Source organism: Lactiplantibacillus plantarum (assembly GCF_014131735.1).
In the GTDB taxonomy this organism is placed as follows: Bacteria; Bacillota; Bacilli; order Lactobacillales; family Lactobacillaceae; genus Lactiplantibacillus; species Lactiplantibacillus plantarum.
The window spans coordinates 1,598,446-1,620,693 of record NZ_CP039121.1 but is presented as its reverse complement, the minus strand read 5'-3'; the positions used below and the strand labels follow the sequence as shown (position 1 = coordinate 1,620,693).

General features: G+C 47.3%; 17 protein-coding genes. 5 read left to right on the top strand and 12 right to left on the bottom strand.

Annotated elements, in window-relative coordinates; genetic code table 11:
• Positions 1–19: 19 nt before the first annotated feature.
• Both E5260_RS07485 and E5260_RS07480 read right to left on the bottom strand, forming a co-directional pair.
• The gene (locus tag E5260_RS07485) at positions 20–520 is read right to left on the bottom strand and encodes a cell wall elongation regulator TseB-like domain-containing protein (RefSeq protein ID WP_003644363.1); all 501 of its coding nucleotides are present in this window, start codon (positions 518–520) and stop codon (positions 20–22) included.
• A gap of 65 nt (positions 521–585) precedes the next feature.
• Complete coding sequence (locus E5260_RS07480; protein ID WP_003645087.1) at positions 586–3,390, bottom strand: helicase C-terminal domain-containing protein; 2,805 nt, start codon at positions 3,388–3,390, stop codon at positions 586–588.
• 844 nt (positions 3,391–4,234) lie between these two features.
• Here E5260_RS07480 and mvk point away from each other — a divergent pair.
• From mvk to fni, 4 genes are all read left to right on the top strand, one after another.
• Positions 4,235–5,173, top strand: a complete 939-nt coding sequence (gene mvk, locus E5260_RS07475; RefSeq protein WP_003640469.1) for a mevalonate kinase — start codon at positions 4,235–4,237, stop codon at positions 5,171–5,173.
• Between the two features lie 25 nt (positions 5,174–5,198).
• Positions 5,199–6,176, top strand: coding sequence for a diphosphomevalonate decarboxylase (gene mvaD, locus E5260_RS07470; RefSeq protein ID WP_003644361.1), 978 nt, complete (start codon positions 5,199–5,201; stop codon positions 6,174–6,176).
• Between the two features lie 50 nt (positions 6,177–6,226).
• Positions 6,227–7,318 (top strand): phosphomevalonate kinase, encoded by a 1,092-nt coding sequence (locus E5260_RS07465; protein ID WP_003644360.1) that lies wholly within the window; start codon positions 6,227–6,229, stop codon positions 7,316–7,318.
• Positions 7,319–7,389: 71 nt separating this feature from the next.
• The gene (fni, locus tag E5260_RS07460; RefSeq protein WP_003644359.1) at positions 7,390–8,436 is read left to right on the top strand and encodes a type 2 isopentenyl-diphosphate Delta-isomerase; all 1,047 of its coding nucleotides are present in this window, start codon (positions 7,390–7,392) and stop codon (positions 8,434–8,436) included.
• 156 nt (positions 8,437–8,592) lie between these two features.
• On the opposite strand, the gene E5260_RS07455 is transcribed toward fni, so the two are convergent.
• The 5 genes from E5260_RS07455 to E5260_RS07435 all read right to left on the bottom strand — a co-directional run bounded on the left by E5260_RS07455 (position 8,593) and on the right by E5260_RS07435 (position 16,140).
• On the bottom strand, positions 8,593–9,606 hold the full coding sequence (locus tag E5260_RS07455) for an aldose epimerase family protein (protein WP_003640465.1): 1,014 nt from the start codon (positions 9,604–9,606) through the stop codon (positions 8,593–8,595).
• Positions 9,607–9,630: 24 nt separating this feature from the next.
• Positions 9,631–11,877: a glycoside hydrolase family 65 protein gene (locus tag E5260_RS07450; protein ID WP_003640464.1), complete on the bottom strand. Its 2,247-nt coding sequence runs from the start codon at positions 11,875–11,877 to the stop codon at positions 9,631–9,633.
• Between the two features lie 13 nt (positions 11,878–11,890).
• On the bottom strand, positions 11,891–13,237 hold the full coding sequence (locus E5260_RS07445) for an SLC45 family MFS transporter (protein WP_003644357.1): 1,347 nt from the start codon (positions 13,235–13,237) through the stop codon (positions 11,891–11,893).
• Positions 13,238–13,731: 494 nt separating this feature from the next.
• A complete protein-coding gene (locus E5260_RS07440) occupies positions 13,732–14,604 on the bottom strand; it encodes a zinc ribbon domain-containing protein (protein ID WP_011101524.1) in 873 nt (290 codons plus the stop codon).
• Positions 14,605–14,772: 168 nt separating this feature from the next.
• Positions 14,773–16,140 (bottom strand): RsmB/NOP family class I SAM-dependent RNA methyltransferase, encoded by a 1,368-nt coding sequence (locus tag E5260_RS07435; RefSeq protein ID WP_003640460.1) that lies wholly within the window; start codon positions 16,138–16,140, stop codon positions 14,773–14,775.
• A 147-nt stretch (positions 16,141–16,287) separates the two neighbouring features.
• Between E5260_RS07435 and E5260_RS07430 the strand changes: the two genes are divergently transcribed.
• The gene (locus E5260_RS07430) at positions 16,288–17,097 is read left to right on the top strand and encodes a Cof-type HAD-IIB family hydrolase (protein ID WP_003640459.1); all 810 of its coding nucleotides are present in this window, start codon (positions 16,288–16,290) and stop codon (positions 17,095–17,097) included.
• Positions 17,098–17,276: 179 nt separating this feature from the next.
• Here the strand turns inward: E5260_RS07430 and E5260_RS07425 are convergent, their stop codons facing one another.
• The 5 genes from E5260_RS07425 to E5260_RS07405 all read right to left on the bottom strand — a co-directional run bounded on the left by E5260_RS07425 (position 17,277) and on the right by E5260_RS07405 (position 22,159).
• Positions 17,277–18,776, bottom strand: coding sequence for an APC family permease (locus E5260_RS07425; protein ID WP_003640458.1), 1,500 nt, complete (start codon positions 18,774–18,776; stop codon positions 17,277–17,279).
• A gap of 16 nt (positions 18,777–18,792) precedes the next feature.
• Positions 18,793–20,142, bottom strand: a complete 1,350-nt coding sequence (locus tag E5260_RS07420; protein WP_003640457.1) for an aspartate aminotransferase family protein — start codon at positions 20,140–20,142, stop codon at positions 18,793–18,795.
• A gap of 427 nt (positions 20,143–20,569) precedes the next feature.
• Positions 20,570–20,851, bottom strand: a complete 282-nt coding sequence (locus E5260_RS07415; protein ID WP_003640455.1) for a hypothetical protein — start codon at positions 20,849–20,851, stop codon at positions 20,570–20,572.
• Between the two features lie 139 nt (positions 20,852–20,990).
• Positions 20,991–21,290, bottom strand: coding sequence for a hypothetical protein (locus E5260_RS07410; protein ID WP_003640454.1), 300 nt, complete (start codon positions 21,288–21,290; stop codon positions 20,991–20,993).
• 92 nt (positions 21,291–21,382) lie between these two features.
• Positions 21,383–22,159, bottom strand: a complete 777-nt coding sequence (locus E5260_RS07405; RefSeq protein ID WP_003640453.1) for a potassium channel family protein — start codon at positions 22,157–22,159, stop codon at positions 21,383–21,385.
• Between the last annotated feature and the right edge of the window lie 89 nt (positions 22,160–22,248).

The following is a 22,248-nucleotide window of genomic DNA, read 5'->3' as shown; positions in this document are numbered from 1 at the left end:
CATCCGCACTCCTTTAACCTTAAATGTTAATAATTGATTTCAGCTGGTTTCCATTAGAATACTGCAAAATTTCATAACATAAATTCTTTTTCTGGTTCAAGTACGTAATTTCCCACACGACCGTCCCATCATACTTCCCAAGCGTCGCTTTGATAACCTTGCTAGGATTGCGTTTAGACCAGACCTTTTTCAAGGCTTTCGTACGTGAAATCCCAGCGGACTGTTTGATAACGGTCGTTTTATGATGTTTATTCGCGTTAATTAACGCGTATACCGGAACATTTTTACTCGACGTTCCCGTAACGACGTAATAACTACTGGTGCCATTGTACTGTGAAAAGGCCGTCGTGGTCTTTAGCTTGCCCTTGCTGACGGCCAGACTATACGCCGTCTTCTGGGCTTGGTGCATTGGCCGTTGTGCGGCCCATAACGTGCCATAGACCGCCACGATAATAGCTAAAATGACGACCAGAATAATCATAATGAGTCGCTCAGGGCGCCTTCTACGTTGAACTCGCATATGCTCTTCCTTTCAAAAACAGATAAATTAATTATAGCAAATTTAACTGATTGCGGAATGGTTTCTTACTTAGTTTTGAAAAAACTTTGAAGTTCCTGCGTAATCATCGTCAATGAACCGGTTGCGGGCGGCAACGTTTTCGGTAAAGCTTTAAGAATCGTCTGCCCGTATCGTTTCGTCATCAAACGGTCATCGAGAATCACCGCTGCCCCTCGGTCTTCATCCGTCCGAATCAACCGGCCGATTCCCTGACGTAACTTCAATGCCGCTTTCGGTAACGCTTCGTTATAGAACGGATTGAGTTGTGCTTGCCTTAGTTGTTGATAACGGGCCTTGGTTGTCGTCTGGTCGGGCGATTCAAACGGTAATTGCGTGACGATCAACAATTCCAACTGTTCTTGTGGCAAGTCGATCCCCTCCCAGAAACTACCGGCACCCAGGAGAATGGCATCGTCCCCCTGCATAAAGCGCCGAAGCAGCTTTTCACGACTACCATTGACGCCTTGAGCCAAAATTTCGCGATCACCAGGTAGATCCGTTTGATGCAAACTGTAAAAGACTGCTTCAATCATATTCAGTGAATTGAACAAGACCAACGTTTGCTTAGGCGCTGCCATCACGATGTCGTGAATCGCATGCGTCAAGTATGCCACGCGCTGCTTGCCACTGGGTGCTTCCGCCGCAGTAGCATCCGTAGCGACGAATAGCCGTGCCTGGTGTTCTAAATCAAACGGTGTTGATAATCGGTGATGCTTAGCCGTTGCTTGGTCAATATCCAATTGCGAATAAACGTACTGAGATTTCCCAGTGGCAAATAGCGTGGCACCAGTTAATAGTGGCGCACTGAAGTAAGGATATAGTTGCGTCTTAAAATACCCTTGCGTATCGATCAAGCTACCCGCGAGCGTGAGACTGCCGCGATCATGCCATTGATTAAGGCTCACCCAGAAGACCCGTTGTTCCCGCGAAGCTGGCACTAACCACGTTTGTAATAACTCATAGCCCTGACGAAGATGTTGAAGACGATTGTCAAAGTCGTCGAGGACGTGTTGTTCACTAGGCAAGATTTGCGATTGATCATGTTGATACTGCTCATTTAATTGTTGAAACTGTAAAAAACAGTTTTCAATGGCCGTTTGTAATTGTTTGATCAGCGGATTGTGGGCCGCAAAGAAATCAGTCAACTGATCCGTGGTGATTCCTAATTCAGCAGGCTGATTGCCGCCCTTTTGTGCTGGTACAAACGTTCTGGCTAGCGCCGCCTGCAGTTGTTGCAGGTGTAGGTCAGTATCATTCAATGAATTATCTAATAATTTCAGACGATAATCGGCCTGTGGTTGTTCCGCGAACAGTGCCCGTAAATTTAGACTATGTTCCGTGTCAATGCGACTGATCAAGCTGTGGCAGGTCGCCATGTAGCCATTGAAATCAAACGTCTGCCGTGAGTCACGAACGACGCCATCTGCCAGATGCTGGGCCTCATCAAGAACCAGCAGTGGCCGCTCTTGACGGCTACCCAGTTGGGCCACGTGGCGCATCAGGTAGGCATGATTGGTAATGATAAAAGTCGCTTGCGCGGTCAATTGATCCCGAAAGCGTAAGAAATCTTCTTTAAAAAACGGGTCATCAGCTTTCAACGAGGCCACGCCATGATGGGCGATTTCGCTAAAGTATGGCGCTTGATACGTGCTCAAGTGCAATTCATCCAGATCACCAGTCGTTGTCATCGTCAACCACACTAGCACGCGCAACTTCAATAATTGCGTTTGCTTCGAATGTTCATGCAACGCCAAGCCACGGGCAAACCGGTTTAAATCAACGTAATGCTGATTACCCTTAATCACAACCGCCGTCACAGGATTAGGCAACAACTGATTCAACAACGCCACGCCCTGATCACGTAACTGCGTCTGTAAGACCGTCGTCGCCGTGCTAACGACCACCTGTTGACCATCCTGTGCCAAGTAGGCAAGTGGCAGCAAATACCCGAGTGTTTTACCCGTTCCGGTCGGTGCTTCAATCAACAATGGTACTTGTTCAGCAGACTGTTTTGAGTAGTGCCGATAAATCTGGTTCATCATCCGGGCCTGTTGTGGCCGATAAGTCAAGCGATCACCAAAGATATGCTGCTTTTGTGCTTTTGTCAACGGATAGCGTGCCGCTTTACGACCCGCGGCTTGCTGTGGCAATCGCTGTTTACGCAGAGCGAGCCCGTTTTTGATCACTAAGTCAGTTGGTAACTGCTGTGGATGTTGTTTGCCCTGTTGAAAGGCGTATGCAAACAAGTCAGCCGTTTCACGTGGTAACTCCGGTGCTAATTGCACCATTTGTTGTAACGTGATCAATGGTAAGTGTGCGAGCCGCTGTTGTAACGTGATAAACAAGTGGGCCGTAGCAATTGCATCACTATCCGCAGAATGCGGATGATTATGGTCAATCGCAAGCAAGTGACTCAAGTCCCGCAACCGAAAACTCGAAGCAGTCGGTAACAGAATTTGGCTAAGAGACACAGTGTCAACGGCCTGAATTGGTAGTTCTGGATAACCGACACGCTGCAATTCTGAATTGATAAATGGCAGGTCAAAGTTCACGTTGTGGGCGACAAAAACAGTCCCTTGTAATAAGCTGTATACCGTACCAGCCAGATCATCAAAGGGTGGTGCTTTGCGCACCCGTGCATTGCTGATCCCCGTTAAATTCTCGATAACGGCCGGAACCGTTGTTAACGGATTAACGTCCGTGGCAAATGTATTAATTATTTTATTATTCTTAACAAACGCGCAACCGATTTGAATAATCCGGTCGCCGTCCTTCACACTAGTTCCAGTAGTTTCAATATCAACTACCGCATAAGTTGTGTTTGGTTTCATGGTCATTTCCCCAAGTTATGGATTGTAAAGATGTTCATTAGATTGGTTACCGCTTGAATCCGTCATCAACACTAACGCTGATGTTCGACCAACTAATCGATCTTTATGGCATATCACGTGCGATGTGTTTGTAATCAGACTGAAGGCTGGTCCAAGTAGCGCTACACTTGGTCTCGACCACTAACTTTAACGGTTCGTCGGTCAGCCCAACTTAGCTGAGTTCAACCTACTAAACTGTGCCAGTGACACAAGTCGTCCTGATGACGCAAGCCGCTTGGCTCATCCTCCACACCGATCGTCACACATACGTCACGTCGATCATTGTAAATTATAGCATATTCGGCGTAGGGAACTCAGCCCGACCAACTCTTAAGCCAAATTCGTCAGTCTGAGGACAACGGGCAGAGACTGGTCAAGAGTATGATTGAGCAACGATAAAGTTCATGAAAGTGTCTCGGCGTACATCTGCCATAACACAGTCAGCTGAGTACGCGCGCTTGAATAGCCGGCACTGCTACCCAAAATTTACTTTCCTAATTAGTGAATTCTGGGCCACGTAGTCCGTCACAAGCAGCTCAACTTCTTTTTCATCATTATCGGACTGATTTCTAATCATTTACTAATTTTAACATAGTAATCGATCTTCGTCTGCCGTTGATAACCAGTCTGTCCATACGCCCCTCACGTGAATGATTTAATTTAATTAAATTGTTACTTTCCAAACCAGTTTAACTTACATTTCAACTGAATTCAGCGCGTTCGCCGGGGTTAGCATGGCAAAAGAAGTGCTAATAAGGTATTATGAAGCTATTATTAATCTACTTACAGAAAGGCAGCGACACGATTGAAAGATCTAGCTACCGGTACTAGTCATGCCAAAATTATTTTAATTGGCGAGCATGGTGTGGTTTACGGACAACCCGCCATTGCCTTACCGATTTCGACCATCCAAATGCAGGCCATTATTCACCGCCGTGATGCAGCGCAGACGGTCAAAAGCCGTTACTTCAACGGCGACTTTAAGATGATGTCTGCCAACTTAGGCGGTATTCAGACGCTCATTAGAACCTTGCTTGCACGTTTTGATGCCCCCGAGCAGGGCTTCGATATTCACATCACGAGCGATATTCCCTCTGAACGCGGAATGGGGTCCTCAGCCGCAGCGGCCGTGGCCGTAACGCGGGCTTTTTATGATTTCTTCGACCGACCACTCTCCCACCAAGAATTATTGGCCACTGCCAATGTGGCGGAAAGTTACACGCATGGTCAACCCAGCGGCCTAGACGTTGCGACGGCCAGTGCCAAAAGTCCCGTCTGGTTTGTCAAGGGTCGTGAGAACTTTCCGATTCCGGTAAAGCTTCCCGGCTATTTAGTCATCGCGGACACGGGTATTAAAAGTCAGACCAAAGTTGCAGTGGCGACCGTTCGCAACTTACTAATGGTTGAGGGCGCGACGATTCAAGCACGCATTGATGACTTGGGCCGATTGACTCGTCAGACCCGAACCGCGCTTGAAGATGGTGACATGGGGGCCCTGGCAACAGCCCTGAATGGTGCGCAAGATGACTTACGTTCCATGGGTGTCAGTCATCCTGCCCTTGAACAACTACTCGCAGTGGCTCGCCAAAATGGTGCACTCGCTGCCAAATTAACCGGTAGTGGTCAGGGCGGTTGCTTGATCGCGCTCGCTCCGGAAGCCAGCATCGCCAACCAATTATCACAAAAATTGGCCGCAGCCGGTGCGACTGCGACTTGGGTCGAACCACTTTTGTGCGATGACTAATTTTAATTTTGGAGGAAAAGACATAGTGAAAACCGTTACGGCAAAGGCCCATACTAACATTGCGTTAGTTAAATATTGGGGAAAAAAAGATGCGGCGCTGATGCTACCACAAAATGGGAGTATTTCGCTGACCCTTGATCACTTCTATACCCAGACCAGTGTGACCTTCGATGAGCATCTCGATACTGACCAAATTTACTTTAACCATCAACACTTACCCACGGGCAAATCAGCACGAATCAGCCAGTTCCTCGACCTTATTCGCCAGCGCAGTGGTCAAACCAACTATGCAACGGTCAAAACTGAAAATCATGTGCCGACCTCAGCTGGCTTAGCCTCTTCCGCCTCCGGATTCGCGGCCTTAGCAGGGGCTGCTAGTCGTGCGGCTGGCTTACAACTAGATGCGGCTGATCTATCACGACTAGCACGCCGTGGCTCAGGTTCTGCGACCCGCTCAATTTTTGGCGGTTTTGTCGAATGGCATGCCGGCCATGATGATCAGAGTTCTTACGCGGAAGTCTTACAAGACCCGGTCGATTGGGACATTCAAATGATCGCCGTTGTTTTGAAGGCCACCAAAAAGCCAATCAGCTCAACGGACGGCATGGCACGGGTCGTCGCGACATCCCCCTACTATCCAGCTTGGATCACCACGGCTGAGACGGACTTGAAGCGAATGCGCCAAGCCATTGCCGATCGTGATCTCACTACTGTTGGCCAAATTGCTGAAACGAACGCAATGCGAATGCACGCGCTTAATTTGAGCGCTGAACCCGCCTTTAACTACTTCACCGCGGATACACTGACGGCTATTCAAGCAGTCAACGACTTGCGTTCACACGGGATAAACTGTTATTATACTTTGGACGCTGGCCCAAACGTCAAAATCATTTGTGCGGGTCAAGATACCGACACCATTATGACCGGGTTACAACAACATTTTGACGCTGATCAATTAATCGTCGCTAAACCAGGTCCAGGTATCACGATAACGGAAAAATAATTCAGTTTAATTTAAAATGATCAGCGATGGTCATGAAAGGATATGATGGCATGATAACGGTGAAAGCCCCTGGAAAACTCTACATTGCCGGTGAATACGCCGTAGTGGAAAGTGGTTATCCAGCAATTATTGTTGCACTAGATCAATTTGTAACGGCAACGATTTCACCTAGCGAAACGATTGGGAGCATCGTTTCTGAGCAGTATCAAGAAAACTCAATCGTCTGGCGACGTCAGGGAGACGCGATGGTTTTTGATAATCGTGACAATCCCTTCCATTATATTTTAGCAGCGATCAATCTCACTGAAAGTTATGCCCATGAATTAGGGCGTGAACTTGGTGTTTATCATCTCGGTATCAATAGCGAACTCGATAGTGCTGATGGTAAAAAATACGGTCTCGGCTCTTCAGCAGCAGTGACCGTGGCAACCGTCAAAGCACTATGTCAGTTTTACCATTTACCGATGGATAAAAATAAACTGTTCAAATTAGCCGCGATTGCCCATCTATCCGTGCAAGGCAATGGTTCGCTTGGTGACATTGCTGCCAGCGTCTATGGTGGCTGGATCGCCTACCATTCATTCGATCGGCAATGGTTACACCTACAACAAGCTCAGTCAAGCTTAAGTGATTTGTTGACAATGCCGTGGCCCGACCTAAAAATCGAGTTACTGACCCCTCCAGCAGCCTTACGTTTGATGATTGGTTGGACGGGTTCACCGGCCTCCACATCACACTTAGTCGATAAAGTGGCTTTAGTCAAGGCGAAGCAACGCAGCGAATACCAGACCTTTCTAAAAGCCAGCAAAGCTTGTCTAAAACGTATGATCACTGGTTTTCATCACAGTGACTTGCACGTGATTCAAACCGAGTTGCGAACGAATCGTCAACTACTTCAGAAATTGGGCGATTTCAGTCACGTGACGATTGAAACACCCCTGCTGCAGCGTATGATTCAACTCGCCGAAAGTGCTGGCGCGGCCGCAAAGACTTCGGGCGCTGGTGGTGGTGACTGTGGGATCGTTTTGATTGATCAAACCATCGACCCACGACCATTATTAACTGCGTGGGCTCACGATGGTATCGAACAACTTAACTTAAACGTGCATACGGTTCAGGATACCGTTTTACCAAATTCTTAAGCAGTTTATTGACGAGCCTGGCAGCCTTGCCGGACTCGTTTTCAGATTCTAAATTAATTGGAGGTGGCACCGTGCCACAAAGTCAACAATCTCATCGGAAAGATGAACATGTTTCGTTAGCTGAAAAGTATTTTCATGGCGAACAAGCCAATGCCTTTGACCAGGTCCGGATTCGCCACGACGCGTTGCCGGAAACTGCCGTGGCCGACGTCGATTTAGCCACCACCGTTGGCCAGTGGCATTGGGACAGCCCCCTCTACATTGAAGCGATGACTGGGGGCTCACAGCGAACGGGCGAAATCAACGCTCGTTTAGGCCGCATCGCTGCAGCTTGTGGCTTACCGATTGCGACCGGCTCTCAAAGTGTCGCCATCAAAGATCCCCAAGTAGCCCCCACTTTTGCCACGATGCGTGACCACAATCCGAACGGGCTGATCTTTGGCAATCTTGGTGCCGGCCACCCGTTATCTGCGGCCCAAACAGCGATTGCAATGCTCCAGGCCGATGCGCTCGAGCTCCATCTCAATGTCGTTCAAGAAATCGTCATGCCAGAAGGCGATCGTGACTTTCATTGGCTAACTAACATTTCGGACTTAGTCCAAGCCTTAACGGTACCAGTGATCGTCAAAGAAGTGGGCTTTGGTATTTCCCGCCCCACGATGCAACAGCTCTACGCTGCCGGCGTACGCTACCTAGATTTAGGCGGTCACGGTGGGACTAACTTTGTCGACATTGAGAATCGCCGACGTGCTAACCGCGATATGGCCTACCTTCACGACTTTGGCCTCACCACGGTTGAGTCCTTGCTAGGCGTTCAGAACCGACCGGATGATCTCACGGTCTTAGCTGCTGGTGGCGTTCGACAGCCACTCGACATCTTAAAAGCGTTGATGTTAGGCGCTGACGCGGTCGGCATGGCTGGCACCGTGCTACACGCTTTACTCCATCATACGGACGACGAAGTCATTGCGATGCTGACGGATTGGCAGTCGCAATTAAAACGCCTATTTGCACTCGTCGGCGTAACGCGTGTTGATCAATTCAAAAGTAGCCGTATTCAGGACAAGATTCTGTTATCACCTGAACTTGTTAACTACAAGCAATCGATTAAAGATTAAAACAAAGCGTGTCATCACAAACTACGGAATGTCATTCTATACTTGTGATGACGCGTTTTTGTTATAACCAAGTACACCAAAAAAGCAGTGTGCCCCTATGGCAAGCACTGCTTTTTGATCGTGGTAAAGAAAATAATTTCCATCATCTATTGATTGCTATTTTGACACGTATTGGTAGCGGTTCACGTACGTCCGTGGCTGACCAGCCCGTAGAACAACATCGCCAAAGCCATGATGATTAATAGCATCCGGCAAGGTTTGCAATTCCACGGCCAGCGCATGGTAGTCCCCTAAACGATACGACTGCGTTCGTTCGGGATTAGCGGTAAAGACAACTAAACCATTGCGATCCGTGTTGATGAGCAGTCGCCCGTGAGTCGTTGCCAACACGCCAGCGGGTTCATCCTGGTGGTCAAGCACATAGCAATCATCGTATTCCGTCCTGCCAGTTTCTTGGATCAATCGATCGAGCTGCGATTGAATCGTTGGCTGCTCACGAAAGTCATACGCTGGTGACAGGACGTAGAAGACGCCGGTCGGAACCTTCTCGTGATTCGTATGAACTAGCTTGGTCGAGTTGATACGTAATTGCTGGGGATTAATCAGTGCGGCCTGACCATCAAGATTAAAGTAAACGTGACAGGTCGGATTGAATAACGTATCAGCAGTGGTCACCCCGTGATAGCTGATTTGAACCTCATCATCGGCCGTTAACGTATAGCTTACAGTTACCGTCAAGTCGCCTGGAAAACCATCGTCAGCGCTCGCTAGCGTTGTCGTCAATGTGACAGTGTCGCCATCAGGATCAAAACGAGCTCGAAAATTATGCGTTTGTAAGCCATGATTGCCACCGTGTAGCAAATGCCGGCCGTTATTTGGTTGTAAGTGATACGTCTGCCCATTCAAGGAAAACGTCGCGTTACCGATTCGGCCAGCAACTCGACCCACTGTTTTGCCGACTTGATAAGGCGTCTCGATATAATCCGCCAAGTTATCAAAGTGAAGCACTAATGAGTGTGGCTGGCGGTCGACCTGCACTTCGAAGTCATACCACGTTGCCGCATAACTCAACACTTTTAGTTTGCTATGATGGATATTTTCAATCGTGTATAAATAGACTGACTCGCCTTGATACACACCAAATGGTACTGCAGAAATCGTACGCCTCATTCCCTTCGATCAGTGCGGATTGAACTAGTTCTGTGTCAATGTTTGCGTGGTACCATCCACTTGAACATCAATCGGTTCCCCAGCAATCAACTTCAAAGTCGTCCCATCGTGATCAACCGTGACTTCAATAATCCGATCACGGAAGACCTGACGGAAAGAATACTTCGTCCATTGTTTTGGTAAGAACGGCCGGTAACTCAGTTGTCCATCATGAACACGCATGCCAGCAAATCCTTGGACCATCGCAATCCAACCACCAGTCATTGAGGTGATGTGAAGACCGTCGACCGTATCATTATTGTAATTGTCAAGATCAAGCCGTGCCGTCCGGTTATAGAAAGCCACAGCCTTGTCTTCATAGTGTAAGTCAGCAGCTAACACGGCATGGATGGCTGGTGACAAGCTTGATTCGTGAACCGTCATCGGTTCGTAGAAATCAAAATTGTGTTTCAATTGTGTCTTTGAGAAATCATCAATAAAGTCATACATCACTTGTAACACATCACCTTGCTTGATATAAGGTGACCGTAAGATGTGGTCCCATGACCAATGCTGATTAATTGGTAACTGGTCAGCTGGAATTGCGGAAACGGGCGCTAAATCCTTATCCAGATAACCATCATGTTGAACAAAGATATCCAGATCCTTGTCATATGGTAAATACATCCGATCAACGATATCTTGCCAGTGGGCACGTTCTTCAGCAGTCACGTTTAAGGCCGCTGCTTGGTCGTCACTAACCTGATCTAAAATTTCAAGCGTGTACTTCAACGTCCATTGCGCCAAATAATTGGTATTAAAGTTATTATCAACGTTGTTTTCATATTCATCTGGGCCAGTGACCCCATGAATCATGTACTGCTGATTACGTTTGCTGAAGTGCACCCGGTCTGCCCAGAAACGAGAAATCTCCGTCAACACTTTACTGCCTTCATGTAAGACGTATGATGTATCACCGGTATAACGCGTGTAGTTATAAATAGCAAAGGCAATGTCGCCGTTACGATGGATTTCCTCGAAAGTGATTTCCCACTCGTTGTGGCATTCAATCCCATTGAAGGTCACCATTGGGAACAATGCCCCATCAAGCCCTTGTTGACGAGCATTATGATAGGCACCATCCAACTGCTTATAACGATACATCAGTAAGTTGCGGGTAACTTCTGGTTTGGTAATCCCCAGGTAAACTGGAACGGCAAATGCTTCCGTATCCCAATAAGTCGCACCACCATACTTTTCACCAGTAAAGCCCTTTGGTCCAATATTCAACCGTGGATCATCACCATAATAAGTACTAAAGAGTTCAAACAAATTGAAACGCATGCCTTGTTGGGCCTCGGTATCGCCTTCAATTTGAATATCTGATTGTTGCCACCGATCGGCCCAGCCCGCTTCATGGGCCGCCAATAAATCATCGAAAGATTGGGCGCTGACCGTATCTGTCAGACGTTGAAGTGCAGTCATAATGGCATCATCAGTCGGATAATCCCGCGACGTAACCACGACGACCCGCTTTTCAAAACTAACGCTGGCCCCAGCTTCTAACGTACCGAAGTAGCGATCAACCGTGGCTGTATCAGTCACTTCGGCCGCTTTATGGGTTAAACTCGTTACATAACTAACTTGCATCCCAGAGGTAAACTGTGGGGTCCCAAAATCATTTGGTACCGTCTGAGCAATTAACCGATCATCCGTAACTTCGTGGACGTTCCAGAAATGTTCATCGTAGTTCGCATCTTCGTTCTTAACGTCAGCATCCAGTGCGGAAGCAACTTTTAATTCCACCGCTTGATCGCTCAAGTTTTCAAACGTCACCTTCTGAACAGAAAGTTCTTTTTGCGCAACACTCAAGAAACGCTCAAAGGTCACGCGAACCCGTTGACCATCTTGATCAACGATAAATGATCGTGTCAAAGTCCCGTGTTGCATATCCAAATCAAGTTTAAAATCGCTGAAGTTGGCAGTTGCCAAGTCGATCTTAGTCCCATTGAGTTTGAAATTGATTTTGATGAAATTGACGGCGTTGATAACCTTGCCAAAGTATTCTGGATAGCCATTCTTCCACCAGCCAACCCGGGTCTTGTCTGGATACCAGACACCGCCAAGATAAATACCGGGAAGCGTATCCCCAGTATAATCTTCTTCAAAGAAGCCGCGCATGCCCATGTAACCATTTCCTAGACTAGTCATTGATTCTTGCAGCCGTTTGTTTTCTGGTTTGAAATCAGTCGTCAAGACATGCCATGGATTAACATCAAAAATTCGTTTCATAAGTTAATTCCTCCTAGTTTTTGTACGTTTCTTTGATCAAACCAACTGTGCCCGCACCTACTGCAAGGACGATCCCAGCAAAGATGAACATGTTGGCTTGTGAATTGCCAAATAATGGATATAATGCAAAGCTCAATAAGGACGCAACAATTTGTGGCAGGCAGATTGAGCCGTTAAAGAGACCCAAGTAAGTCCCCATGTGTTCGCCAGATAAGGCGTTGGTTACCATCGTCAATGGATACGTATTCATTGCGGCCCAGGCCATCCCAACCAGAATAAATGAGACGACAAGTGCTGATTGACTGTGAATGAAGAAAATTGAGAAGAAGCCAATTGCACCAAGTAATAAACTCAAAGCATAACCAAGTTTATGCCGATTATTCGGAACCTTGGCTAAAACATATGACCAAACAACCGCGGCAACGGACTGAACAGCAGATAAGATCCCGTACCAGTTACCAGCGGCTTGGTAGCCTGCAGAACTGGCATTAGTGGTGTGCCAAACGTTGGCAGCCATTGCACCGGTTGAGTATGTCCATAAGTATTGAAATGCCATCCAGCAGAAGAATTGAACTAAGGCTACTAACCAGAAAACCTTTGGTGCTTTCTTCAAGAGTGCCAACCAGTTACCACCAGATTTATTAGCGCTTTCATCAATGCCGTGATACTTCGCGTAAGTTACGGGATCATATTCCCGCACCCGGGCAATCGTGATAATCGTTGAAACCACTAAGATTGCTGCTCCAATATAAAATGACCAGATCACTGAATTGGGAATAACACCTTTACTAGCCGTATTGGCGACCCCGAACAAGGTCAACAGGAATGGGAAGATTGCCGCAATGACGGCACCAGTATTCAACAAGAAGCTTTGAATCCCATAGGCGTAACTCTTTTGGTCATCGTTGACCATATCCCCGACCATCATCTTGAATGGTTGCATTGCGACGTTAGACGATAAATCAAGAAATGCCACGGTAATCGCACCAAAAACTAAGGCCGCCATGGAAGCGTAACCAAATCCAAACGAGCCAGAATTGGGTAGTAGTAACATCACGATTGCCGCAACGACTGTTCCCAGAATCAAGTAAGGTAACCGTCGCCCGCCTAAACGTGGGGCCCATGTTCGGTCGGATAAACTCCCAATGATCGGTTGAACGATCAAACCAGCAAGGGGTGGCAAGATGAAAAACCAGCCAAGGTTATTTGGATCCGCGCCTAAAGTTTGGAAGATCCGGCTCATCTGTGAGCTCTGAAGTGTAAATGCCATTTGAACACCGAGAAAACCTAGACTCATCATCCAAATCTTATTGGATGACAGTTTCGGTAATCCGGCCGTTGTTTTAGATGTTTCTTTCACAATAAAGCCTCCCAAAAATAATATCAATCGCTTGAGTACAAGTTAGATTATAAAACCGCTTTCAAAATTATGCAAGCGTTTGCGTGAAATTGCATGAAGGCGTTTTACTTATTGACATCCGTTCCTATTTGGCATGAAATCGGCTAACATCAAGGGCTCAGATAGTATTAGCGGATACATTGATTCATATAAAGTTCACATATAATTCATAAAAAAGTCATTATATTGCATGCTGTTGCATAAACAAATAGATGCAGTCGCTGAAACGTTGCGTGCCGTTGCACTAATAAACCGCTTCAGCCGACGGATATCATTTTGTAAATAAATAATAATTTTCAATAATCGATTGTAAATCAGTATCGCTTTCCATTACCCGACACTAATTATTCAGTTTTAAAGCGCCAATACGCCATTTTCTGGTCGAATATTGGCGCAAAAAAATCGTGTGTTCAGGCCGACTTAGCATAAACACACGATTTCGAATAATTCAGTTATTAATCCGCATTGGCAATCTTTGCAAAGCCATCTTGTAAATCCGTATTTTGTGAACTAGTGAAGTTAAACGTTGTGGCAGTGGCACTGTCTTGCGAGACCAGAACGTCTGGCGAACCATTATGGAAAACATACAGATACGTAATCACGCCACTAGACGCGTTCGGATCAGTGGCCGCGGCAACGACCTGGTACTTCGCATCGGTATCAGCAGCCGTCGTCCACTTGAGCTTGACTGTGTCACCATTGACCGTAATCTTATCTTGGTACTGATTGTTTTTGATGTCTGAAGGTAAATTCAACTCACCAATAGTTACCGACTGACCATCATAAGTCCCCTCGTACGATTGGTTCATGGTATCTTGCCATGACGACATAAACGAGGCTAACTCGCTCGACTTGGTTGTCGACCACAATGCCGTCTGAGTTGCCGTACTAGCAGATGCCTTGGACGATGATGACGACTCGGCTTTTTCCGATGTAGCAGTGCGCGACGAAGATTTGGCCGTCGTTGTTGCCGTCGAATTACTCTGACGCTGATGTTCCAGCCAGTAATAGCCACCACCAAGTGCCACGGCTAATACCACGATCAAAATAACCCAAGACAGTTTTGACGTTGAACGTGGTTGCGCATTTTGACGCGCATGTTGCGCTGAACGGGTGCCAGGTTCAGGTGCAGTCGGTGCAGCCGAAATCGATGTACTGGCGCTCGGTGCTTCTGAAGCAGCCGTTGACGACGTGGATTGAGCAGCAGAACTTACAGCTGACGCCGGTGTTGGTTGCGCTGAACTGGCTGGGATAATCAGCCGCGCACCACAATTTTCACAAAATAACGCGTCAATATCATTCTTTTTCCCACAATTTGGGCAATACATAAACTCTTCCTCCAATATTACGATTGATTGGGTCCATTTGACCATCAACTTGCGTAGATCGTTCCCCCGATTTTACCACGGATCGAATGATTCATGACGGCCGCTGCTCATCACCTGTTCAGCGTCAATCGCACGCGGACGTTATGACTTAGTCAATATCATGTCAGGTTAGAGCGTCGCGTTTTCAGAGGTCGCCAAGAACCGTAAGCCCTTAGGAAAGAAATTTTTAACCGTCTTGGCGACGATTTTTCCAAACCCAACTGGCAACCCATCACAAGTTAAGACCCGAAAACCAGCTACAGGCGCACTTGTCAATTCAAATGTCTCACCATGGACATACAATGCCCACTGTTCACGCGTTATTTCAGTTTTGGGTAAGGACAAATCATCACTCGCTAAGGCTAACGCGTAACTTGGTTCAAACCGTTTCTTCTTAAACGTTCCCAATAAAATCCCGGGGCGAAAGACCTTGAGCTTTCGCGTAACGGGCATCATCGCTGGCACGCCGTATAACTGATCACCATGTGCCTGTAACACGAGCTGTGGTAAACCGGCCATTGCTTGTTTTTTTAAAAAGTCCGTCCATAGCTGCCGTTGCGTGGCGTTTAACTGTTCGCGAACCACTTTTTTGTCCTTGCCCACCGTCGTGCCATGATAGACCAATTTGGCAATAAAGTGACCCTCACCGCGCATCAAGTGCGGAAATAACCGGGCCGCTTTAGCCAGTTCAGGATTGCCATCCGCCCATTCCGGCTTTGCATCGACCATCCCAGCCGTCTTGGCCAGTGGCTCCAGCTCAAACTCAGGATAAGTTTTTAACAGCCAGGCCATCATCTGTTCGTCCTCTTCCGGTGCAAAGGTACAGGTCGAATAAATCAAATGTCCACCCGGACGCAACATCTTGACCGCTTCCGTCAAAATCTCCCGTTGGCGTTCAGCACACGCCGCTGGATAGTCGGGCGTCCAATACTGAACTGCGTCATGATCCTTACGAAACATCCCTTCACCCGAACACGGCGCATCCACCAAGATCCGGTCAAAAAAGCCTGGCAATTCCTTGGCAAGGGCGGCGGGTGTATCGTTGGTAATCACTGTATTGCGGGCGCCGTAGCGTTCCACATTATCGCCAAGGGCGGTCACCCGTTGCCGATTGATCTCATTTGTCACGAGTAGACCGGTCTGATGCAAGTAGCTTAACAGATGCGTCGTTTTGCCACCCGGTGCCGCACATAAGTCTAACACTCGTTCACCAGGTTCTGGTTTTGCAAACTCGCCAACGGTCATGGCACTTGGTTCTTGACTGTAGACGGCACCAGCCAAGTGTTCCAGCGCATTGCCGTTCACCTTGCCATAATACCCAATTGGGCTATACGGAACGGGTGCTGTCATCTTGGCGCGCATCGTGGCCGTCACAGTCTTGTTCGGATTAATCCGAAACCCTTTTTCAACAGGGCCATCGAAAGCTGCCAAAAAAGCGGGCGCTTGATCGCCTAGTAGTCGTTGATATTTTTGAATAAATTCTGCTGGTAATTGCACCCAAATTTCCTCCTCAATTAAAAAGCATCCTCAATTAGATTACCACATTTTGCCCCGACTGTAAGGTAGCAAAGATTCGCAATTAGGTGAGATTTATGCTAAATTAAATTAATTAACTGCCGGAAATATGGGAGATGTTTGTTGAATATGGAAAGAAAACTAATTGCGTTAGACTTAGACGGAACCACTTTGAATGCTGAATCCAAACTCAATTCAGCGACGATCCAAACGATGCAACGACTACAAGCAGCGGGTCACATTGTTAGCATTATTACTGGTCGCTCATATCAGGGTTCACAAGCGATCTATGACCAGCTGCGTCTCAAAAGCCCAATGATCAACTTTAACGGTTCTCTGGGCCATTTACCTCACCAAACATGGGCCTCAGAATATCAGTTCACGATCAACAAAGCGATTGTCTTAGCACTCGTTAAATATCGCGAACAATTGGGGATCAATGAAATTATTGCAGAAAATAAAAACAGTACCATGACAGCGGGTCAAGATTTGATTGCTGGTCAATTCTTCCCAGAGATTGCTGACAGCCCCCGACTTACACCAGATACGTTGACTCGTAATCCGAATTCCCTCGTCTTGCTAGTCCAGCTTGATCGGCAGGCTGCCATCATTGACTGGATCACTGAACGCTTTGGCGATCAAGTTGACGTTGGTGTTTGGGGCGGCCCGAATGCCATCCTCGAGATTACCTCCAAAGGCGTCCACAAAGCCAAGGGTGTCGCCTACTTAGCGGATTACTTTCAAATTTCACGGCGCAATATCATCGCCTTTGGTGACGAACATAACGACCTCGAGATGTTAGCATACGCGGGTCTCGGTGTGGCAATGGCCAATGGTACTGACAAGATCAAAGCAACGGCTGACGATGTAACGGCCTATAATAATGATCAAAACGGTGTTGCTCGTTACTTGAACGATTATTTTGCAATTGCGGAATAAGTTCGGATGCAAGTAGTCGTCAGTTGTATCTTAAGTTGCTGACTGCGCATCACTATTAATTTTCGGACTTTACACTAGCTCGTAATCACCACTCAAAAATGGCACTTCCAGATAAAATTCAATTCTGGAAGTGCCATTTTAGTTGTTGTTCAACTATCAAGGGCTTGCGTTAGCTAAGTTCAGTCACGCTCTTCAACGGTCGAATCAGCCACCTTCGAAGCTGATTTAGCCGCAGTATCAGTCTTAGACAGACGTTTTTCAGCCAAATATGAGTGACGCATACCATAGCTAAAGTAGATCACTAAGCCGACGATGAACCACACGCCCGCGTATAATTTTGCCTGGATATCTAAGCCCATAAAAACGAACAGTGCGCCTAGAAAGGCAATAGCTGGTAAAACTGGATAGAACGGCATCTTAAAGGCTGGTACCGCAATATCAACACCTTCACGACGCCGCAAAGCATAGATTCCCAGCGAGACAAACATGAAGGCAATCAGGGTTCCCGCTGAAATCAATTGGGCCAGAAAAGCAAACGGGCAAAACGCCCCAATGATAATAGCAACGATTGTTAACACAAGTAGCGCGTTATTAGGTTGATTATGATGTAACTTGCCAAGCCACTTAGGTAACATACCATCACGCCCAAAGGAATAAATTAGCCGTGACCCTGCTAAAGTCATCCCAATCAGCGCAGTAAACATTCCCAGCACGGCAATGGCCTGAATAACACTGGCAACAATCGGATGGCCAGCTTGTCGTAATGCCCAGCCGACTGGTTCGGCGTTATTAGCATATGATGAATATTTGAACATACCGACTAAGACCAAAGCAACAGCCACAAAGAGCACCACCGCAATGACGAGTGAACCAAGAATTCCTCGTGGCATTGTTTTGCCAGGATTCTTAGCTTCTGCTGAATTAGCGGCAATCGAATCAAACCCAATATAAGCTAAGAAAATCATCGATACCCCGGCATAAATTCCTTGCCAGCCCCCAAAAGCACTACCATCAGCGTTTAAATGGTACTTGGGGATAAACGGGACGTAGTTTTGCACGTGGATCGCCGTCGCACCCACGACGATAAACGTGAGTACGGCTAACACTTTCAACACCACTAACACGTTTTCGACCCGGGAGGCCTTACTGATTCCACGTGAGAGCAGTAACGAGACCAGCGCAATCACCAAGACGGCAATCAGGTCGACCACGCCACCATCAGTCCCAAACGTATTTGACAAAGCCTTCGGTAGAGTTAGTCCTAATGGTGACAAGAGCCCCCGCAGATTGGCGGACAGTCCTGAACCGACGAATGCCAACGCAATAAAGTACTCCGCAAGCAACGCCCAACCAGCGATCCAACCAAAGAATTCACCGAACATTACGTTGATCCACGAATAAGCGGAACCGGCAAACGGCATCGCCGCCGCCATTTCAGCATAAGCAAATGCAACCAGGCCGGCAACGATGGCTGCGACGATGAATGAGAAGACTACCGCAGGGCCCGCATGGTTCGCAGCCACCACTCCGGGTAATGTAAAAATTGACGTTGAAACAATCGTCCCCACCCCTAAAGCCAAGAAGTCCTTGACCGTCAATACTCGAGCTAGGTGAGAATCTTTGTCTTCATATATGCTTGGATCTTCCTTTAAAGTTAACCGTTTTAATAACCGTTGCATCAAAATCCTCCTTATTTTACCAACCAATCTTGCCTCGGGGCCGTTTAACCAGACCCTGTTCAGCAGCAGCCATTGCCTCATCTAATACGGTTAACGCAGTATCTAATTGCGTCTTCGTGATGACTAGTGGTGGTTGGAACCGCAAAATATTTCCTTTGAGCGTTATCATGACGACACCCCGTTCAAAAGCGGCATAAATGACGTCACTGGCAAAATCAGGATCAGGTTGCTGACTCTGCCGGTCTGTCACCAATTCAATGCCCCCGTTCAGCCCGTACATCCGTACCTGCCCAATTTTAGGATGGCGTTGTTGAAGCGCTAAAAACTGTTCCTTGGCATAGCGGCCATAATTGGCGGAACGGGCAACCAACTGTTCATCTGCTAGAACGTCGATTGTCGCCAGCGCCGCCGCACAACAAACCGGATTGGCCGCCGTCGTAAAGGTGTGCGCCGGCGCTGCTAGACTCTCCATCACTTCACGGCGACCGATCACTGCACTAAGTGGTAATCCCGAAGCCAGTGATTTGCCAACGGACATTAAGTCCGGTCGGATTCCCGGGAAGTTTTGAATGCTCCACATCTTCCCGGTTCGTCCCATCCCTTGATTGACCTCGTCGACGGCAAATAAGATACCGTGCTGGTGACAAAAGTCATAGACTAATTGGACATACTCTGCTGGTGCCTTGCGGATACCGCCATCACCTTGAATCGGTTCAATAATGACGCACGCGGTTTCCTCCGCTGGTAAGTATGAGTCAAATGGTGCCTTGAACGCTTCAAAATAGCGTAATGCAAGTTCATGTTCCGTCTCATGCGGCAACGTACGATAACAATCAGGATACGGGACGTGCACGATCCCAGGTAGCAACGGTCCCATCTTACGGACCATATTCAGGCTAACTCCTGAGAGTGACATTGAGCCATACGTTGAACCATGATAGGCATCCGTATAGGCGACTATGTATTGTCGGTTAGTATAGGCCCGTGCAAATTTAATAATGGCATCATTGGCATCCGAACCAGAGTTACCAAAAACCACCTCATTATCAGTGCCGGGAGCTGATTTTGCCAGTCGCTCAGCCAATCGTTGTTCCGGTTGATGATGAAAATATGCTGGCGTGTAATGAATCAACTTGGCTGCCTGTTCCTGAATGGCCTTAACAACGCGAGGGTGCGTATGGCCCACGTTAATGGCCGAAGCACTGGCTAACAAATCGATGTATTGGTTGCCATCAACATCGGTAAGCAGGGCCCCGTGAGCATGGTCAATAACTAAATCATAGTAATTGATTCGTGCCGCCGTCGCCATATAATGGTCTTCACGTTCAATAAGTTGCTGATCCAAACGATGGTTTTGACTAATCATTCGCAAGCCTCCATTAATTTAATAAGACTTATTTTAATCATATTTTAATTTCTATGCAAGTCCTTGCGCCCATATTTTTGTTTACAACTACCCGTCTTTACCAGCATAGCCCTAGCTTTAGCGCTAATCAATTTTTTAATTAATAAGATGTAAATTAAAAAAATCACCGGTTCATTCAACCAATTGCTAACAGCGAATCAACAAGCTGGGATCATTTTAAATTGTGAACGCGACCACCAAACTTGCCTTGCTGGTCGCCATCATTTTCCTCAGCTCACCTGCTGCGCGCGAGGTCCGTGGCGTGCTAGTGCACGTTGGGAATGGATACGCGCTCCCACATTGAACGACACCGCTCAGTGCCACATAAGTGGTACGAAAAAAAGATTATCATCCGCCCCCTATCAAGGGTCAGACAACAATCGTTTGTTTACTCAGTCTCACTGGCCTTAGGTTTTAAGTAAGCGGCTAGGCCCCAACAGACTAGCCCTAAGACGGTCGTTGCCACCAGCAAACGCAAGCTTTCTAGATTCAGCCCCCGTACGGACCAAGGATGGTAAGTTTGCATCATAGTCGGCACCGTGGCGGCCTGCGCTAACTCGCACCCGGTCAGCCAACCCGTAAAACTCGCAATGATGATTGCCAACACGCGGCAACGTGTTAACGATCTGATTCCGTCGTACTTGACTTGTAACTGATAGCGTGTTTTCATCGAAAAATCACTTCCTCGTGAATTCGCGACCTCGCGGCAATTTGATTAGCCTGAATATAACACGTGAGCATCGTGCCCCCCAACCGTCAAGTACCATTCACAAAGTATCTTTACAGTAAGTAACTGTCATCACGCCGCTTTACATTGTGAATGTAATCGTCGTCCCCCGGGTCATCACGGGCTGCTCGGGTGCTGGTAACATTCCCGCTTGACCAGCTTTAAGCCGCTGAGCTGCTAAGTGCGTAACGGCCGCATACTGAGTCGTTGTGATTGGCACCGAGCAGATTAGCTTTGTTCGTGACTGCTCAAATTGATACCACTGTGCGGCACGTAATGGCACTGGATGCCGCTGTAAATCCCCCACATGAATTTTAAACGTTGATTGACGGGTCACAATTGGGGCTGGTAGCCAGACCCACCGTGTTATTGCTTGTCCCATCTCACCACCACCGTTTCGAATTTGTTACCGTTATTATAGCATAGCAAAACGGACCGCTGCGCCCCATTAAGGGCATCCAACGGTCCGAAAATTCAATGTTGTTTTTTGTAGCCTGATTTTTCTAAACGTTTAACTTGATTTTGTAAATGATCGACCTTCGTCGTCAACGTGTCAATTTTAATCAGTAGTTGTCGCAGCTCGTCATCATGCTGTGGTTCCTCGATCGTGACATTCTGACTGGCTTGCGTTGTGAAGAAGTCAGTAATCGTACTCGTTAACAAACCAATAAAACCAATCCCACCGAACATCAGCCCGACCGCGATCACTTTGCCAACGGCAGTATGGGGCGTATCGTCACCATAACCCACGGTAGTCGCCGTTGTGATGGCCCACCACAGTGAATCTGACAGGCTTTGATGCTCGAAAACGGAAAAGAGCAACGCACTAAGAACAATAATCGCAATACTAATTGAAAACAGGTAGATAAACCCGGTGCTATAGATAAAGCGGTGAAAATCGTGCGTCCACTTACCATCCAGTCCGAGCTTCCAGAACAAATGGTGATATTGGACCATCCGTGCCAAACGCCCAAGTCGAAAGAGTGCAAACACCGGGTGCATGGGAATAATCCCCATCAAATCGAACGCTGAATGAATGAGAAAAGTCTTCCGATCTCGAGAACGAATTAGGCGCACAAAGTAGTCCACCGCAAACATGACTAATAAGCCGTTACTGATGCGGGTTTCAACGTGCCAATCACCGATATGAAACGATAATAGGATCACGTTAACTGCTGACCAGAGTGTCAAAAGTGTGACAATTAAGTGATACACCGCAATTCTTCGTTGCTGTCGCTGTTCTGTTTCCATCCTGCTTACCCCTATTTTATAAACTGGTAATAATATAGTCCACTTTCATAAAAATAACCACGATAAGTGCGAAAAATTAAGTGAGCTTT

Coding starts and splice junctions, on each gene's coding strand:
- E5260_RS07485 (WP_003644363.1), bottom strand. CDS start 520: ATGCGAGTTCAACGTAGAAGGCGCCCTGAGCGACTCATTATGATTATT.
- E5260_RS07480 (WP_003645087.1), bottom strand. CDS start 3,390: ATGAAACCAAACACAACTTATGCGGTAGTTGATATTGAAACTACTGGA.
- E5260_RS07465 (WP_003644360.1), top strand. CDS start 6,227: ATGATAACGGTGAAAGCCCCTGGAAAACTCTACATTGCCGGTGAATAC.
- E5260_RS07455 (WP_003640465.1), bottom strand. CDS start 9,606: ATGAGGCGTACGATTTCTGCAGTACCATTTGGTGTGTATCAAGGCGAG.
- E5260_RS07450 (WP_003640464.1), bottom strand. CDS start 11,877: ATGAAACGAATTTTTGATGTTAATCCATGGCATGTCTTGACGACTGAT.
- E5260_RS07440 (WP_011101524.1), bottom strand. CDS start 14,604: ATGTATTGCCCAAATTGTGGGAAAAAGAATGATATTGACGCGTTATTT.
- E5260_RS07430 (WP_003640459.1), top strand. CDS start 16,288: ATGGAAAGAAAACTAATTGCGTTAGACTTAGACGGAACCACTTTGAAT.
- E5260_RS07425 (WP_003640458.1), bottom strand. CDS start 18,776: ATGCAACGGTTATTAAAACGGTTAACTTTAAAGGAAGATCCAAGCATA.
- E5260_RS07420 (WP_003640457.1), bottom strand. CDS start 20,142: ATGATTAGTCAAAACCATCGTTTGGATCAGCAACTTATTGAACGTGAA.
- E5260_RS07415 (WP_003640455.1), bottom strand. CDS start 20,851: ATGAAAACACGCTATCAGTTACAAGTCAAGTACGACGGAATCAGATCG.
- E5260_RS07410 (WP_003640454.1), bottom strand. CDS start 21,290: ATGGGACAAGCAATAACACGGTGGGTCTGGCTACCAGCCCCAATTGTG.
- E5260_RS07405 (WP_003640453.1), bottom strand. CDS start 22,159: ATGGAAACAGAACAGCGACAGCAACGAAGAATTGCGGTGTATCACTTA.